This window comes from bacterium, from assembly GCA_030247525.1.
In the GTDB taxonomy this organism is placed as follows: Bacteria; Electryoneota; JAOADG01; order JAOADG01; family JAOADG01; genus JAOTSC01.
In genome coordinates, this window is record JAOTSC010000009.1 from 23,309 (window position 1) to 39,966 (window position 16,658).

Here is a 16,658-nt window from a genome sequence, read left to right on the forward strand (position 1 = left end):
TAAATAGCAAGGAGCAATAACCGTAATGTTTATTGCTCCTTTATTTGTCAATTTAAAAAAATATTTTTATTTATTTCTGCTATATATATACTCTAAGTATGCAACGGACACAACGTATTCTTGCAACTGGGACAGACGTGATGAGCGATTTCCCAGACGATGAAAAGGGCGAGCGCCCAAAAGAGGAGGGCATGGTAGAGGTAACTCCAGAGCCAGACTTGCGGGAAGGCGACCACCGCAAAAAACGAACTTGCCATCCCCACCACATCCCACTTGGTGTATTTTCCTACCGGACGTTTCGGCATTTTCTTTGCCATCATCCCAAGAATAATATGACTACATTGGTGTTTACTACAACATTTACAGCAAAATGAGTAGACAATTCCCAAAGTACCAAGGACAGTGACCACCAGATATAACCATCCATACAGCGCCGAAGATTGGAAAACCGTCCAAGCAGCGATACCGACCGCCAAAAAGAAGAGGAGGATGCTGATAAGACCGTGAACACGTTTCATGAAATCTCCAGTAGATAGCGTTGATTTTCTACAAAACTAACAATCTGTGATTGCTCCTGCAATGTGAGAGACAACCAGTTATTCTCAGAGAGATGATCAGGAATGTGAAATCTATTGTAACTAAACGAATACTCTTGCCTTCTTACAATTCGGTAGGTACCTTGAAACAGACTCCACTCCCTGAGAGGCATGCTATGAAACACCAACGTCTTACCCACACCATCCTGTGTTTCCTTCTACTTGGATGCGCCATTGTTCCAACGGCGTTCGCACAAATCGTCGCGCCAGAAAGCGGTGTGTGGGATGACGCCCATTCGCGTTATCTTTTCTCCTGTGCTGGGAACGGCACTATCGTCTCACGATCACTGGGCGGGCAAACATCGATATGGGCATCCGGCTTAACGCAACCAAAAGGAATGGCACTACTCGGCGATACCCTCTATGTAACCGATGTTACAATCGTGCGAGCATACAACCTGAATTCCGGTCAATTCTTATTCACCATGACATTTCCCGCGTCAAGTTTTTTGAATGATATCGCCGTCGATACGGAGTTCATCTTCGTATCAGATATGCAAGTCAATGCAATATATCGGGCAACCGTCGGCAGCCGTGCCGGTTCACCCTATTGCGTCGGCAACGTACAAGCGCCCAACGGGATTTGGATTGATCATCCGAATAATCGCGTCCTGTTTGTTTCGTTCCGGGTGAATTCACCGATCCAGTCGGTTTCACGTACCGAGAGCGGCAGTGCCACCACCGTTCGTACCACCACACTTTCCGAATTGGATGGCTTCACCTGCGACCGTTGGGGTAGATACTATGTAACGAGTTGGACTACCAACTCGGTCTACCAAATCTCGTTGCAAGAGAGCTCTACTCCAGTCGTTGTTGCGAGTAATATCAACGGACCCGCTGATATGTTCATCGGACCGACCGATTCCGTTCTTGTTGTTCCAGCAATGAACGCCAACCAAATACAATTTGTGCCGTTTTCCTTGCCGCCAACTGGACGAATAAATTCACTAACCGGTTCTCTGCGGTTTTACTTTCATCCTAATACACCTTGTTATGAAAACATATTCGTTACGAATACAGGAACCGTTCCGCTTCACATCGACTCGATCCGAACAAATCAAACGTATTTTTTCCCATCACCCGATTCCAGCTACACGGTCGAACCCTCTGATACTATTTCGATCCGAATCGGATGTTTAGTCCCTTACGACACTTCTCGATTTGTTTGGGGAGATATCTATTTATTCAGTGACGACCGATACCAGTTTGTAACAGTAATTTCCGCCCAAGCAAGCAATATCGACATGGCTGTTTCCGAACCATTTCAGAATCCAATTGGATTTTCTATATCGCCACTATATCCTAATCCATTCAATGCTGAAGCAAAACTCCGGGTGAAAGTTACACAAGCGACTCACCTTCAGATTTCCTTACATAATCTCGAAGGGAGATTTCTCCAGTCCATCGAAAATCGAAACGTAACTCCCGGTGTATTTGACTACTCCCTCTCCTCACAATCGTTAGCAAATGGAGTATATTTTGTGCAAATACGAGGAAACGGGAGACCAATCGCGACACACAAAGCAGTCGTTTTAAAATAGAATTATTTTGGTGTTGTCGATTGTGTAAATCGGGTGGCTTCACGTCACCCGGTTTTTTTTGAAACAATCTTCCGAGCTTGCATTCTCGGTGGAATAATGTATGTTATAGGAAACTTTTTGATGGAGCGAACCTTGCCCCTCGGATCCCTTCGATTCACATTAGAACAATTGCCGGTTATCGCGATCGATGGTCCGGCAGGAGCTGGAAAAAGCGCAGTTGCAAAACTAGTCGCTTCGGCTCTGCAACTTCCTCATATCGACACCGGCGCGATGTACCGTGCATTGACATACAAGGCGATGCGCAAGGATGTTTTATTAGAAGATGGGCTAATGCTTGCTGAGCTTGCCGACAACAGTATGATCACTTTCACAGCCGATGGAAAGACGATTCTCGACGGTATCGATGTTTCCGATGCGATTCGGTCCCCCGAAGTATCTGCAAACGTAAGTGCGGTATCGGCGCATCCTGCCGTACGAGAGCGGATGGTCGATTTGCAGCGAGCAGCCGGTGCATTAGGCGCGGTTTTAGAAGGTCGCGATATCGGAACGGTGGTGTTTCCTGATGCGATTCTTAAAGTATTTTTAATCGCATCCGACGTCGTTCGGGCGAAACGCCGTCAACTTGATTTACAATCGATGGGAGTTGAACGGACATTGGAGGAAGTACTCGAAGAAATCCGCCGGCGCGATAAATTCGACAGCGAGCGTGTCACCTCCCCATTACGCAAAGCACGCGATGCAAAATCACTCGACACCTCCAATCTTACGATTGAACAAGTTGTCGGAACAATCGTTCAATGGGCGAATGAGAATGGAGTCGGAATCGTATGGCAGGCAGTTTAACCGCTCGTACAAGCCGTCGGTTCGGCTATTGGTTCATTCAGTTGATCGCCCGTTGCGGACTTAAAGCGCTGTTCGGCATGAAAGTTGTTGGTCTGGAAAATGTTCCCCGAACCGGAGGGCTGTGGTTAGTCTCCAATCATCAATCGAATTTTGATCCACCAATTGTCGGTTCGACCGTACCTCGGGAAATTTATTTTGCTGCAAAGAAATCACTGTTCAAAGGACTGTTGGGAAAAATCATCGTGTATTGCAATTCGATACCGGTGAATCGAACAGGATTCGATCTGGATATCGTTCGTAAAACGACAACGCTGGTGAAAAACGGGAATGCCGTTATCATTTTTCCCGAAGGAACCCGTTCATTGGATGGTACATTTCTTCCCATTAAAGGCGGCGTCGGGATGTTACTGCAGATGGCTCCAGCAATGGTATTACCCATCCGGATTGAGGGGAGTTGGCGGCTCGATAAAAAAATGTACCGGAAAGAAAAACTCTGTTTGTATGTTGGAAAACCAATTCCACCCGAACAATTTCTCAATGTGGAAGGGGAAGGCACTGAGCGCCATGTAGCCATCGCCAACGCTGTATTTAACGAAATCCGTAAGTTAGGAAATGGTAATCCGGAACGTGCAGCGAATGAGTGAACCACCTCAATTCCTTCCCGAGCCGGAGCAATGCGAAATCCTCACGCGGCTCTTTACGCAGCACTATGGCAGCGATTGCACATCAATTAACAGGTTAAAAGGTGACGCGAGTGCTCGTTCCATTTTCCGGCTGACTTCTGCAAAGAATACCAGCGTTATTGGAGTATATGGACCACATCCGGAAGAGAACCGCGCATTTCTTGCCTTTACCAAAGAATTCATGTCGGCGAAGCTACCGGTACCTCAACTGTTAAGTAGTGAAGATTCTGGTTTTGCGTATTTGCTGGAAGACTTGGGCGATGAGACACTCTTCCTGCGATTAAACTCCTTACGTGGTGAAAACCACCGACAGTTTCCCAGCGATGCTATCGGATCGTTCTACCGGGAGGCGGTTCAGCAGTTAGTACAATTCCAAACGAAAGTACATCTCGCGCCGCTTCGGCAATTTTGTTATCAGGGTGATGTCTTCGATGGTGCCGCATGGCAACGCGATCATCAGTATTTTCTGAATATGTTCGTTGCGACGTTACATCCCGATAAATTCGACCGGAAGGCGTTATCGGAAGAGTTCACGCAACACTACGCTCTACTATCCGACTTTCCGAAGGGATATTTTTTATATCGCGATTTTCAATCGCGTAACATTATGGTCACTCCACTCGGTCTTCGCTTTCTCGATTATCAGTCGGGACGGGAAGGGTCGCCAGTCTACGATATTGCATCGTTGTTGTATGACGCCCGAGCAAATCTCCCCGAAGACTTCCGGCAAGAGTTGCGCGAACTGCATTGCGAAGTCTTTTCCGATCAAACCGGGGTGAAACCAAAAATTCTGCGAGAAGCATTTGCGCCATACGCCCTATTGCGTATTCTGCAAGCGCTCGGCAGTTACGGCAATAATGGAATAAAACAACGGAAACCGGGCTATGCCGATTCGATTCCGTTTGGCATTCAAAACGCTTTGACGGTACTGGAAACCGATACCCGATTACGAAAATTCACCAACTTACAACGTCTGCTTACGCGTATCGCCGAGCAGGAATCTTGGATAAACCTTTTGTCATAACGGAAACGATTTGAGAATTCGATGGATTTGTTGATACGCATCTACAGTTTTGGTTTTAGTACAGGTAATCAACCCCTTGATCCAACTGGTAATGGCGGCGGATTTGTTTTCGATTGTCGAGGACTCTACAATCCCGGTCGCGTCGACGAACTTCGTAACCAAACCGGACGCGACTTTGCTGTGTGTTCGCTGCTTGACAACGAATCCGACGTCGCGGGTTTTCTCGATCATACCTATGAGTTAATCATAAATATCGCTACTACCTATAAGATGCGTGCGTTTACCGATTTATCGGCGGCATTTGGTTGCACCGGCGGACGGCATCGTTCGGTGTACTGCGCCGAGCACATCGCGAATCGGTTACGTACTGCCGGTTATAAAGTGAGGGTCGTTCATTGGCAAATGGAACGGGTAGAATCTCGATTTGCAACCCGTCGGGCGATGGTTTTAGCGGCGGGACTGGGTACCCGATTGCAGCCGATTACCAACACCATTCCGAAAGCTTTGGTAACCGCACACGGTAAATCGATGTTGGATTGGACGCTCGAATCGCTGGAACGTGTGAATTGCCGGGAAATCACGATCAATAGCCATCATCACGCCGATCAAATTGAATCATGGATTGAGGAAAAACGTTCACAACTAAACTCAACCATATTGCACTATTCTTTTGAACCAGAGATTCTGGGAACCGGCGGTGGCATCCGCCAGGCGGCGCGTTGGCTTCACAGCCCAACTCCGGTACTTATTCACAATGCCGATATCTGGAGCGACTTTGACTGGGAAGTACTCTATACGCTTCATCGCAAAGAAGATCTCGCATCGCTGGTTGTTCAGAAACGGCAAAGTAGCAGCTATTTGTTAGTCGACGAAGAGCAGCGGGTATGTGGATTAGAGACGAAAGGCATTCGCCGGATTGTAGCTACTCCACATGGCGAACTTTCGCAATTTGGATTCTGTGGTGTGCATTTAGTTTCGACAACGCTACTGGAGCAAATTCATACGCTAAAACATGCGTCGATTATCGAGAGCTATTTAGAATGGATCGCAAACGGTGCGACAGTTCGAGCTATCACTCTTGCCGGAAACTGGTTTGATATGGGTTCCCCGGAAAAACTGGAACAATTATCACACTTTTTACAAACGAAAATGAATTCGTAAGTGGTGTATCAATGGACTCTTTGAACAAAATCATCAATGATGCGACTCAGCTTCATCAGGAAGGTAAACTTGATGAGTCGATAGCTCTTTGGCGCAAGGCTTTGCAAGAAGCGGAGTTCAATAAATTATTGGAATTGCGTGCCGAGATTCAGAGTCAGTTAGGCGCACTTCTTTTTGAACGTGAACAAATCGAGGAAGCGTTTCTAATGCTGGAAGAATCGCTGACTTATTTTATCGATAACAAGCTACTTTATAAAGCCTGTTCGGCTTATGCGAATTTAGCAATTCTTCATCGTACCAATGGCAGAGTCGATGACTCTTTCGAGTGCTATAATAAATCACTGGAAATTGCCCAGCAACTCAACGACTCGGCAAGCGAAGCTTCAATTCTTGGCAGTTTAGCCGGGATGTTGTACGAGCAAGGAAACCACACTGCAGCGTCGGTGTATATCGAAAAAGCGATTGCCTTGCACCGTGAATTGGGAAATCAATCTCAAATTGCTCGCTTGTTGTCCAGTGCAGCGAAAGCGCACATCGAATGGGGAAGACTCGCCGAAGCCCGATCCGAAATTTCTGAAGCATTGTCTATCGCAGAGTTATTAAACGATCGCAATACGATTCTCATTCTGCGCGATACACAAGGGTTACTCGAGATAACAACCGGAAATTGGCAGGAGGCATCAGAAATATTGCGGAATGCCATTGTTTTGAGCCGTGAGTTGGAATACACCCGGATGGAGGGAACACTGCTTTGCAATCTGGGCATCGCACTGATGATGCAAGGCAATGCCGAGGAAGCGCTCGAAGCATTTTCGCAAGCGGCGGCCATTCAATTTAGAATCGGAAACCGGCGCTCAGAGGCGGTTGCAATAAACAATTATGCCGATTTGTTAGCTGCCCTGGACCGTAGTGAAGAAGCCTACCACAGCTATCATCAAGCGTTGGAAATCAACCGCGCAGTGCATAATCGATTCTCGGAAGCTATCCTGCTCGATGGTTTAGGGTTGTTAGCGGTTGAGCGCGGAGAGCCGGATGAAGGAATCCAAAATTACGAACAAGCAATAAATATTCTTCGCGAGATAAACGCGAATTTTGAGTTATGCACTACGCTTTGCCGGGCAGCTCGGGTATTTGCGATTTATGGTCGCACTGAAGACGCAGAGATGTTTACTAAAGAAGCAATCCAACTCGCTACACAATTCGATTTGGAACATGACAGGATCTACCTCGAAACTGCTCAAAGCCGGATGGCAGCATTGCACGAAGACAATTCTTTAGCGTTGCACCACTATCAAACTGCGGCCACTCTGTTCGAGAAGTTCCAAATCGGAGCGCGAAACGCGTACGGGAAAGAACTCGGTAGGTTGCGCAGCGAGCTACTGGATATCGGAATTGGTGATGATTTGCTGTCTTACCCTTCCCATTGGCGGGATTGATTCTTTCCAATGCAAAATAACAAAAAAAGGAGCGACGAATCACTCCTTTTTTGATATCGAATGTTGGAATTATTTCTTGGGTTCAGTAACCAAATGGATTGGTTCAGCTGGAGCAAATCGATAAATCGCAGTACGGCGAAATGCTTGCTGAATCGTTCCATTGCCAACGTAATCGGTAGCGTCGCCTAACACCGCAATCACGCGGTAATAGCGATAGGGTACTTCCATCACGGTTATAGTTGTTGTTGTATCCGATTGAGTGGTTAACGCTGTCCACGAATCTGTTACTTCGGGAGTGCTCGATTCTTCCACCCGATAGGTTGGTGGCTGTATTAATAGCTCACCAAAGTTGTCGGTTCGCACCGCTTGCCAATCCAGCCGTCGGGTAACACCATCGACAACGGTGATTGCCAACTGCTCGGGTACCGCGGGAATAATCGGTTGTATTACATTCATCGTCAGCGGTACGCTGAGCGGCATATTCAACGCATTACCCGTAAAATCAAGCGAACCGACAAATTGGGCCCCAACGGCGCGATTGCGTGCATCCCAAAAAATCGAAAGGTTCGTGCTGCCGCCAGCCGGAATCGAAAAAGTCGTTTGGGATGGGATGTTAAACGGAATCGTTTGTTGGAAGAGAATTGCATGATTCGCCGGAACAGTGGTATTGTGAAGCACAGTTAAATGGCGGGTGCGAGTCTCGTTTTGCATGCCAATCGTCGCGCTGTTTAACGTACCACTCATCGTTCCATACTGGTAGAGTACTCTGCCATCCGCATAGAGAATCGCTTGAAAATTAAGTGATGTTCCGCTCGCGTATCGTCGAATACCGTCCCAAGAAAAAACCGCTCTTCCATTCGCTTCATCCATGAATACATACATTACTCCTGGACTCTGAACGAGCAAATCATCCCAGAATACCGCGAGAAATGCATTATGAGCATTCGATGGTAATGGGCTATTCGAGTAACTGGAATCGTTTGTTGCCGTTAACGATAACCAGCCGTTCGTACACATCCATACTTGATTGAACTGCCCACCGTAAAACGGGAAATTAAAGGGGAGTGTATACGGTCCCCCAAGTTGATCGTCGCCGCTAATGCCAATAGAACCGCTGGTTGCATCAATCCAATTAAACGTGGGGCCACCAACATCGGTAGAACGTCGATAAGCAACCGTTGTTCCGGTGTCGGGTAGCGTTGCCGTCAACGCACTCCCACCGGTGTTCGTCAAGGTGACTACCGTTCGCAAAGTATCGCCAGTAACTATGGTTTGAACGATTGGATTAGGAACGACTGACAGAATCGCTGGGCTGTAAATCGTAAAATTGGCATTCGAGGTATCCCCTTGGGTCAAATCCTCAATGTTCAAAATTCGGAAGCGCGCGGTCGTTGTTGTAGGGCCAGTTACCATCCAGTTGTAGCTGTTCGAAGCTAATGTGCCAGTATAAAGATTCTCCCAATTTGCTGAGGGGTAGTTACGATTCAGTTCGATGCGGAATGCAGTAATCGGAGAATAGGTCGACCATTGGATACTCTGAGAACTGCCGATTGGCCAGGACTCTCCCCCATTCCCAGTTTGCAAAGCGATTTCCGAAGTTGGTACGGCTAATACTGCTGCATAAGCATCGATTATCCCAACCCCCAATCGACCGACATAGGTTGGGTTTTCCGCATCAATGTTGTGCGCGGTTGTCAGAAGATAGCTTTCTAATTCGTCATCGGTCATTCCCGGCCGCCGAGACAATACTAACGCTGCTACTGACGCGGCAGTTGGGCTTGCCATTGAGGTGCCGCTCCACGCTAAATAGTCGTTGGCATGATAGGTGTTGTTCGCCATCGTCGACCAAATGGAGACACCTGGCGCTGAAATGTCAACCCATGTTCCGTAATTCGAAAATGAAGCGCGAACATTCCCGGTACCCAATGCGGCAACGGCAAGCATATTAGTGTAAGCCGCGGGATACGACATTGTCTGAGAATTATTGTTTCCAGCAGCAGCAAACATAAGGCAATTGTTCGCCCGAGCGTAGTTAATCTCATCCTGATATGGTTGAAAAGTTCCACTACCGCCAAAGCTAATGCTGATTATGCGAGCGCCCCGATTCACCGCATAATGGATCGCCGGAACAAAGTCTTCATCGGTACCGGAACCTCGCAATGTCGTTCCAGATAACCAAGCAAAGCCAGCCCGTAGACAGATTGTTTTTACATTAAAGCTTGCAGCGGAGACTCCGAGGCTATTGTCAGTGCGAGCCGCAATGCTGCCGATAACGTGGGTGCCATGCCCGTGGACGTCGCCGGGGGAATTGTCCCGCGGTCCATACTCTTCTCCAACGGCTGGCGTTTCATCGGTTAATGTATAACTGACAAAATCGTACCCGATAACATCGTCGATATAGCCATTGTTGTCTTCATCAATACCGTTGTTGTCGGCGGTCGTAAACTGATCGTCGTGATCGATATCTTCCGCGGAGTTAATTTGGATGTTTTGGACTAAGTCCGGGTGGAGAAAGTTAACCCCGGTATCGATGGTCACTGCTAAAATTGTGCTATCGCCCCGTTGTAAATCCCATGCCTGTTTTCCGTGACAGGAATCGATCCCCCAAGAGTTTTGTCCATTTAGCGCCCAATCGTTGGGTTGATAGGAAACTGTCCGAAACGGGATTGGCGAAGCATCATCGACTGCATTGGAAAGCTTGAGTTCGGCAGCCAACGCCCATAAATCCTCCTCCCGGCTCAGTTTCGTTTGTTTCGGATCGATTACAATCTTGTAATCGCGGTAGAGATTATATTCATAGAAGTAACGGTTACGTTTCGAAATTGGGTCATGGGGAATCAGCGGTAGCAGAGCTGTAACATTGTATCTGGTAAGGATTTCATCAATTTTCGGGTTTCCGACCGGGGCTAAGATTGTTCCATCTTCCAATTGAGGAGTATTCTCCGAGAACGCAGGTGTTATGCGGAGCCATACCCGATTGGGTGTATATTGTGGAATCGCAAACGCAACAGAAGCAAAGAATACGAAAACCAAGCGAAGTAGTAGCGACAACTTCATTGCAACCTCACGAAACATTGTTAATCGGAGTATCTCCGAGTTACTGGCAGGGTAACCATAAGGTAGCGTTTTCTTATCCACATTTTGCAAATCGAAATCCAAGCTTAACATATTTATCATCAATAATCTTTATTTAAATGCAAACCAACCATCGAATTCCCTTTGCATTACACGGATTCGATTTTTCATCGATTCAGAGTAATCGAAAACCTTTTTTGTATATTGTATTTCAGCGTGTTAGTAATAATCTTCGATTACTGGATTCCTAAACATGCATATCGTCAATATCGACAAAGTAAAATCGGGTGACATTCTCGGAAAATCACTTTTTTCAGGAACAGGTGAACTTTTGCTTGCTTCTGGATTTCGGTTGGATGATGGCGCATTGGATGCAATTCGCCGTGCCGGCTACCGGCACATCTATTTGATGGATGGCGATAGCATCGAAGCGATTCCTCAAGACGTCATCTCGGAAGCTTCCCGTTTGGGTACGATATCCGCTGTCCGTAACGCATTCATTGAGGCGCAAAAAGCGCTGCAGGAGGCAACTTCGAAAGCGAAGAGTGCGTCTGATACTGGGGTAAACATTGCGGAGTTAAAGCGGAGTGTTGATATCACCGCTCTGAAACAACAAGTATCCGACTTAATACGTGACATTATCGATCAAAATAGTCGGGTATTCAATTACATACCTGTCAAATCAAACATCGACTATGTTTATCAGCATGCGACCGATGTCGCTTTGCTTGCATTACTGCTGGCACAGGAATTTGGTTATTCGGTGCGTGACATGTATGCCATCGGGATCTCAGCTCTTCTCCATGATATTGGAAAAGCGATCTTTCCTGTACTACTTGAAAAATCCGATGCTCAAATGACGCGAGACGAGCGGATGATGTACCGGGAACACCCCACTTACTCGATGTTGTTGCTGAAAAAAAGTTCACCGCAGGCATACATCGAGCATGCAACCATCCTGCAACACCATGAACGGGTCGATGGCTCTGGCTTTCCACAAGGTTTAAAGAGCAAAAACATCCCTCCGATTTCTGCCAATGCTCTGGATCGAAAAGAAAAAATGATGATTCGCCATGCCGAAATTCTTGCCGTCGCTGATGAGTACGACAATCTTATGAATGGGCACTCAAAACAATCCTTCTTTACTCCAGAGCAAGCCCTTAGCAAAATGAAATCGGAAGCAGGTAGATTATGGAACAGTTATGTAGTGAAAGCACTTACCCGCATAATCCTACTTTATCCCATCGGTTCAATAGTAGTGATTCGTGAGACAAGCTCGAAACGGTTTGTCGGGTACCGAGGGGTCGTCTACGAAACAAATCAAATCGATCAAACCCGCCCAATTATTCTCTTGAAATGGAACTCAGTCGGTGCACCGATCACTCCGAAAGTGATTGATCTTGCTTATGAAAATGTGGTACGATTGGAAATGGTTTTGGATGTTTCCGATAGTCTGGATAATTGACGCTCAACTGTTTCGTAGAACTATTATAATATACCCACTTCCGAGTATTCGTTTATTATTCTATTCATTCACTTGATTTAGCGTATAATATTTACGACATTACTTCAATGATACCGGCAAACCACCGATAGGCACAGGACACTTACGAAAATGCCGTTACAAAACGCGTCCAACCCCGACAACTTGTTTTCCGCTATCGAACCCGCTCTCATTACCGATATCGGCAGCCGCGGTATTGGCAAACTCAGTTGCCCGGGCGATTTGCAACGCTGTTGCGAACAGTTGCTTACGGCAAACCGGGTAGGGATTGCCACAGGATTTTATCTAACCGACTCGATTGCGAGCGAGACTGATGGGCCATTAGGTGCGCTCTTATTGTCGGTTGGGTTACACCAACTCAAGAAAACGACGGTGGTCATTTCCGACCGCTATACTGCACCACTATTGCGACGCTGCGTCGACGCATTACAACTGCCTTGTACAGTGGCTGTTGCCGATGCCGTCGATTTATCGACACTCGATCATTTAATCGCCATCGAACGAATCGGGCCAGCCAGCGATGCTGCCAGTTACTCGATGCATGGAGTCGCGCTGCAGTATGGCAACGACTCGTTAGCAGATTTGTTTGAAACGGCTTGTTCCCGCGGCATTCCTACGACCGGTATCGGCGACGGTGGTAATGAAATCGGAATGGGAAAAGTAGCAGAATTGGTGGTGAACCATATTCCGCGTGGTGCGTTAATTGGCTGCCGGGTCGCGACCGATTCGTTGTTGGTGTGTGGAATTTCGAATTGGGGAATTTGGGGAATCCTTGCCGGAATGTCGTTCGATACGGGAACAAATCTGTTGCCAACCCGGGCGGTGGAAACGGAGATATTGGAATCGCTGGTGCGGGAAGGGGCAATCGACGGGGTGACAAAGCAAGCGATTGCCACAGTAGACGGATTTACTTTAGAAGAGCAATTTTTGGTGCGCGAACGAATCGAACGGCTTTTAGCGGGATTACCAATTCCCATCGAAAGTCAGGCGTAAGGAGATGGCGAAATGAGTGATGCAGAACAACGAGCGAAAATCGGGGAGCGCATCCGTAAACTTCGCGAGCGCGCCGGTTTATCGCAACAGGAGTTGTCCGACTTATCCGGGATAAGCCGCGTACACCTCTCTGGTTTAGAGCGCGGTGTCAGCTCGCCGACGGTCGATAAGCTGTTACAAATCGCCCGCGCGCTAAAAATGCAAGCGAGCGATTTACTGGAAGGCAACGCTTCGCTCGATGCTTCGCAACGCTTGCCCGATGCCGGTTTCGGAATTTACCCGGCGCTGCAGGAACTGCTCGAATCGGCAAACGATTTGGTATTGTATCAAATCACACCGGATGAAATTGAGTTGTTGAAATCGGTACGATTTCAACAACAGACCTTCCAACCATCCAAACAATTCTTTCTCGATGTACTGCTCGATTTGCGACGGCGGCGGGGACGGAACGGCGAATGAGTTGGCGACCGGTAGCGGTAGAAGACCTGTATCGGGAAGTCGCTGCGGAACTTTCACACCGACGTACCCCCTTTGAACGCACGTCGATCTTGGTTCCCGACCATGCCGCCCGCGAACGCTTGCTGCGTTTTTTACACGAAAATTTTCCAAACGGATTCGCCGGAGTGGAAGTTGTTACCCTCCACAGCTTTGTCGAACGGATTTCGCCCGATCCGCCCCATCCATCGAAAGAAATTCTCCAATTACGATTCCGGAAGTATCTGCATAGTTTGCCGGAGCAGCACCCCTTTGCTCCGTTGCGCCAATTTACCAGCGGTGTCCGCACCTTGATCGCCGCCGCGGAAGAGATGATCGAAGCGGATGTCGAAACGCCGCCAAAGTTGTTATCGGCGGAGTTGATACCCTTTGCGAATGCGTTGTTGGAAGTAAAGTTGTTTGCCCAAAAAGCGCACGTCGGACACCGGGCGGTACAATACCGGAATGCCGCGAATGTCATTCAGAATCTGACTTTCACCGACAGTGCCGCGAGTGTGCTGCCAAGCAAACTAATCTTTGTCGGATTTTACGATTTTGCCACTTCACAATGCGATTTTTTCTTAGCATTAACTCGGGCAATTCGCCGCCGCGATGGCAATACGACTGCGATTTGTTTTCTGCTTCCTACCGCCCAGCTTGCATACGCCGGGTATACGCGCCGTATCATTCCCTTCCTGCAAAAGACATTGGGACTTTCCGAGGCGGGGCTTGCAGACGCATCACGTGCCGATCAGCGTCTTTCGGGAGAGTATTGCGAGAACAAAGCCGAAGCAATTAATGCGCCTGACGAAGCTGGTGAGATTGATGCGCTTTTGCGGAAAGCGGTTGAATATTCCATTGCGGGTATTCCCTATTCGGAGCAAGCGATATTACTCCCCTCACTGGAGCCGTATGATGCCTTGCTACGGGAAGCGGCGGCGCTTCACGATGTACCGTTACAATTTATCGATGGGGCTCCGCTTCATCGTACCGAAGTTGGCAACCGGGTACTTGCGCTGTTGCGATGGATCGACGAACCGGACGAACTCGCGTTTGTCGAATTCGCATTGCGGGCAATCGGAATTCAGGAACTGCCTTCGCAAGTATGGAAAGCGATTCAAAGCGAATACAATACCGACACGAATATCCCGTTGCCGATTCGATTTCAGGCAGTCGCTAAGCGGCTCTCGCCAAACAGCACTGCCCGCTGTAATGCAATCCTCGCTGTTTTACAGTCGCCATCCGGCGAAAAGCTGTGTGAGCATTGGCGTAATCTACTCCAATTATGGCAGCAGGAAATACCATCATCGGACACCGAGCCGTACGATACACTGCGCAAAATAATTACCGAGGCGGCGTTATGGTTTGCCGAAGAGCCTCGGATGGAGAGCAAAGAGTGGCATTCGCTGTTACTGCGAAAGCTGCTTTCCGAACAACAATCGCCCGGAAAAAACCGGGCGGGGGTTTGGGCCGGCAGAATTCATGCTTTGCGCGGGGCGTTGTTCCGGGTAGTTCATCTTCCCGGCGGCGGCGCGACGATGCCGGGTGGCGACAGTGCGGTGTTACCGGAAGCGATTCGCTCAGCATGGAATCAAGAAGCGATTTTGCCGTACTTCGGTACTGCTGCCGACCGGGAAAGCGAAATGCAATGGTTGTTTGCGATGGCAATCGGACAAGGGGAACATTGCGTCGTCACTACGCCCAAGTATACGATTTCAACTGGTACCGAAACCTCCGAATCGCCATTGTTCGACGACTACCGGCGTTCTTGTCATCCACAGGATGCTGCCGGGAAACTGCTCGCGCCGTTAACGAACCGGCTGCAATTAGCCAAGCGGTTCTCGCTTTCGCCCAGCGACGCCGAAGTGTCGCGGCGGCTGAGGTTGCCGACCGGCGTCACTCCCAACGACAACCCGGCGTTTAGCACCACCCAGCTCAAGGTACAGGAGTGGGGCGATTTACAAGGCGTTGCCATTTCCGAAACTCAATTGAACCGGATTCGCGACAGCCATATTCTGGGGAATTTCTTCGAGTGCCCGCTCCGGGGATTGTTTTCACACTTACTTACCATCGATGTTGCCGACCGCGACGATCCGACTGCCCGCTTACTCGGAAAAGTTGTACACAAAGTGTTGGAAAAGTGGCAAAATTCGCTCGCGCTTGCCGAAGCCGCGAATTGGGAAGAGACGATTGCGAGCGCGATCCGCGAAGTGGGTGGCAGAGCGGCGATGAGCGATCCAATCGAATACGCCTTACTTGCGCGTGGAGCGAAATCGAGGCTACTGATCTGGCAAAAACTACGCAAAGAATTACCGGGCGAAGTGGTTCATACTGAGATGGAAAAGTGGATCGGCACCAAAGAGCAGCCTGAGAATATCCCATTGAGTAACGGGGAAAGCGCACCGCTCAAAGGGCGGGTCGATGTCGTGGAAACCATGTCGGATCATACGATCCGGTTACTCGATTTTAAAACCGGGCGAGTCGATACCGAGAAAAAAGAAACTCATACCATTACCCATGTACTACAGGGTCCGCTCTACGCGATTGCCGCCGAGTTGGGAGGGTGGGGACAAGTTGCCGATGTCATCTGGATGTATTTGCATCCCAAAGCGCATACGAATTGGAAGTTATCAGGTGATGAGCTGACAACCGCGAAAACACAAGCCCTCGCATTGGTCGCAACGATTCGGGAAAACACAAAATCCGGTTGTTTCTTCCCCACCCCGGAACCGTTGCCGTTTCATTCGGAATCGGTTTGTTCGCATTGCGATTTTGAAAGCATCTGCGGCGAGCGGGTACAGATTCTTACAGAGAGTAACATAACGAATGTGCAGCGTAATGTAATCGCGGGATTACAATATCGCCGACAATATGAAGCCGTTGCGACAGCGGAGGATGGCGAAAATGAATAATCCTCCCGACCTGAAAGTACGATCACTGGTAACGGCAACGCCGCCGCGCTCCCACTGGCTCTCGGCGGGTGCCGGTGCCGGTAAGACCGAGATTCTCGTTACCCGCATAGCGAATTTAATTGCCGCGGGATTCGATCCAGCAAAAATCATTGCGATTACTTTCACCGAAAAAGCAGCCGGCGATTTGAAGAAACGGGTGATGCAACGCTTGCGCAACGACGCTAAGATGTCGGCGAATGGTCTTCCCGAACAGTTCCACGGCTTGCAACAAATGTTCGTTGGGACAATTCACTCGCTTGCCCGCCGGGTCGTACGCAATGCGCCGCTAACCGCCGGCATCGAGCCGGATCCCGAAATTCTCGATGGGGTGACCGCCGATAAGCGCATTCGGCAAGCGATCCGGAGCTGGCAACGAA

Annotated in this window: 13 protein-coding genes; 11 read left to right on the forward strand and 2 right to left on the reverse strand. The window is 48.6% G+C overall.

Annotated elements, in window-relative coordinates:
• Positions 1-92: 92 nt before the first annotated feature.
• Positions 93-518, reverse strand: coding sequence for a hypothetical protein (locus OEM52_01860; GenBank protein MDK9698883.1), 426 nt, complete (start codon positions 516-518; stop codon positions 93-95).
• 194 nt (positions 519-712) lie between these two features.
• On the opposite strand from OEM52_01860, the gene OEM52_01865 reads away from it, so the two are divergent.
• The 6 genes from OEM52_01865 (at position 713) to OEM52_01890 (ending at position 7,284) form a co-directional block, all read left to right on the forward strand.
• Entirely contained in the window at positions 713-2,137 is a 1,425-nt protein-coding gene (locus tag OEM52_01865) for a T9SS type A sorting domain-containing protein (protein MDK9698884.1), read from the forward strand.
• 132 nt (positions 2,138-2,269) lie between these two features.
• On the forward strand, positions 2,270-2,980 hold the full coding sequence (cmk, locus tag OEM52_01870) for a (d)CMP kinase (protein MDK9698885.1): 711 nt from the start codon (positions 2,270-2,272) through the stop codon (positions 2,978-2,980).
• Positions 2,965-3,624 (forward strand): 1-acyl-sn-glycerol-3-phosphate acyltransferase, encoded by a 660-nt coding sequence (locus OEM52_01875; protein MDK9698886.1) that lies wholly within the window; start codon positions 2,965-2,967, stop codon positions 3,622-3,624. The genes cmk and OEM52_01875 overlap by 16 nt, the downstream gene beginning before the upstream one ends.
• Positions 3,617-4,687: a phosphotransferase gene (locus OEM52_01880; protein MDK9698887.1), complete on the forward strand. Its 1,071-nt coding sequence runs from the start codon at positions 3,617-3,619 to the stop codon at positions 4,685-4,687. Before OEM52_01875 ends, OEM52_01880 begins: the two co-directional genes overlap by 8 nt.
• A 21-nt stretch (positions 4,688-4,708) precedes the next feature.
• Entirely contained in the window at positions 4,709-5,848 is a 1,140-nt protein-coding gene (locus tag OEM52_01885; GenBank protein ID MDK9698888.1) for a sugar phosphate nucleotidyltransferase, read from the forward strand.
• Positions 5,849-5,859: 11 nt separating this feature from the next.
• Positions 5,860-7,284 (forward strand): tetratricopeptide repeat protein, encoded by a 1,425-nt coding sequence (locus OEM52_01890; GenBank protein MDK9698889.1) that lies wholly within the window; start codon positions 5,860-5,862, stop codon positions 7,282-7,284.
• 69 nt (positions 7,285-7,353) lie between these two features.
• Here the strand turns inward: OEM52_01890 and OEM52_01895 are convergent, their stop codons facing one another.
• A complete protein-coding gene (locus OEM52_01895; GenBank protein MDK9698890.1) occupies positions 7,354-10,461 on the reverse strand; it encodes a S8 family serine peptidase in 3,108 nt (1,035 codons plus the stop codon).
• 151 nt (positions 10,462-10,612) lie between these two features.
• Here OEM52_01895 and OEM52_01900 point away from each other — a divergent pair, with 151 nt between their 5' ends.
• From OEM52_01900 to OEM52_01920, 5 genes are all read left to right on the forward strand, one after another.
• Positions 10,613-11,824, forward strand: a complete 1,212-nt coding sequence (locus OEM52_01900) for an HD domain-containing protein (GenBank protein ID MDK9698891.1) — start codon at positions 10,613-10,615, stop codon at positions 11,822-11,824.
• Positions 11,825-11,974: 150 nt separating this feature from the next.
• Positions 11,975-12,856, forward strand: a complete 882-nt coding sequence (locus OEM52_01905; GenBank protein MDK9698892.1) for a DUF4392 domain-containing protein — start codon at positions 11,975-11,977, stop codon at positions 12,854-12,856.
• Positions 12,857-12,868: 12 nt separating this feature from the next.
• Positions 12,869-13,315: a helix-turn-helix domain-containing protein gene (locus tag OEM52_01910; protein ID MDK9698893.1), complete on the forward strand. Its 447-nt coding sequence runs from the start codon at positions 12,869-12,871 to the stop codon at positions 13,313-13,315.
• Positions 13,312-16,242 carry a PD-(D/E)XK nuclease family protein gene (locus OEM52_01915; GenBank protein ID MDK9698894.1) on the forward strand — a complete coding sequence of 977 codons (2,931 nt, stop codon included), beginning with the start codon at positions 13,312-13,314 and terminating at the stop codon, positions 16,240-16,242. The genes OEM52_01910 and OEM52_01915 overlap by 4 nt, the downstream gene beginning before the upstream one ends.
• On the forward strand, positions 16,235-16,658 hold a 424-nt coding region (locus tag OEM52_01920), incomplete at its 3' end, for a UvrD-helicase domain-containing protein (protein MDK9698895.1). The genes OEM52_01915 and OEM52_01920, both read left to right, overlap by 8 nt.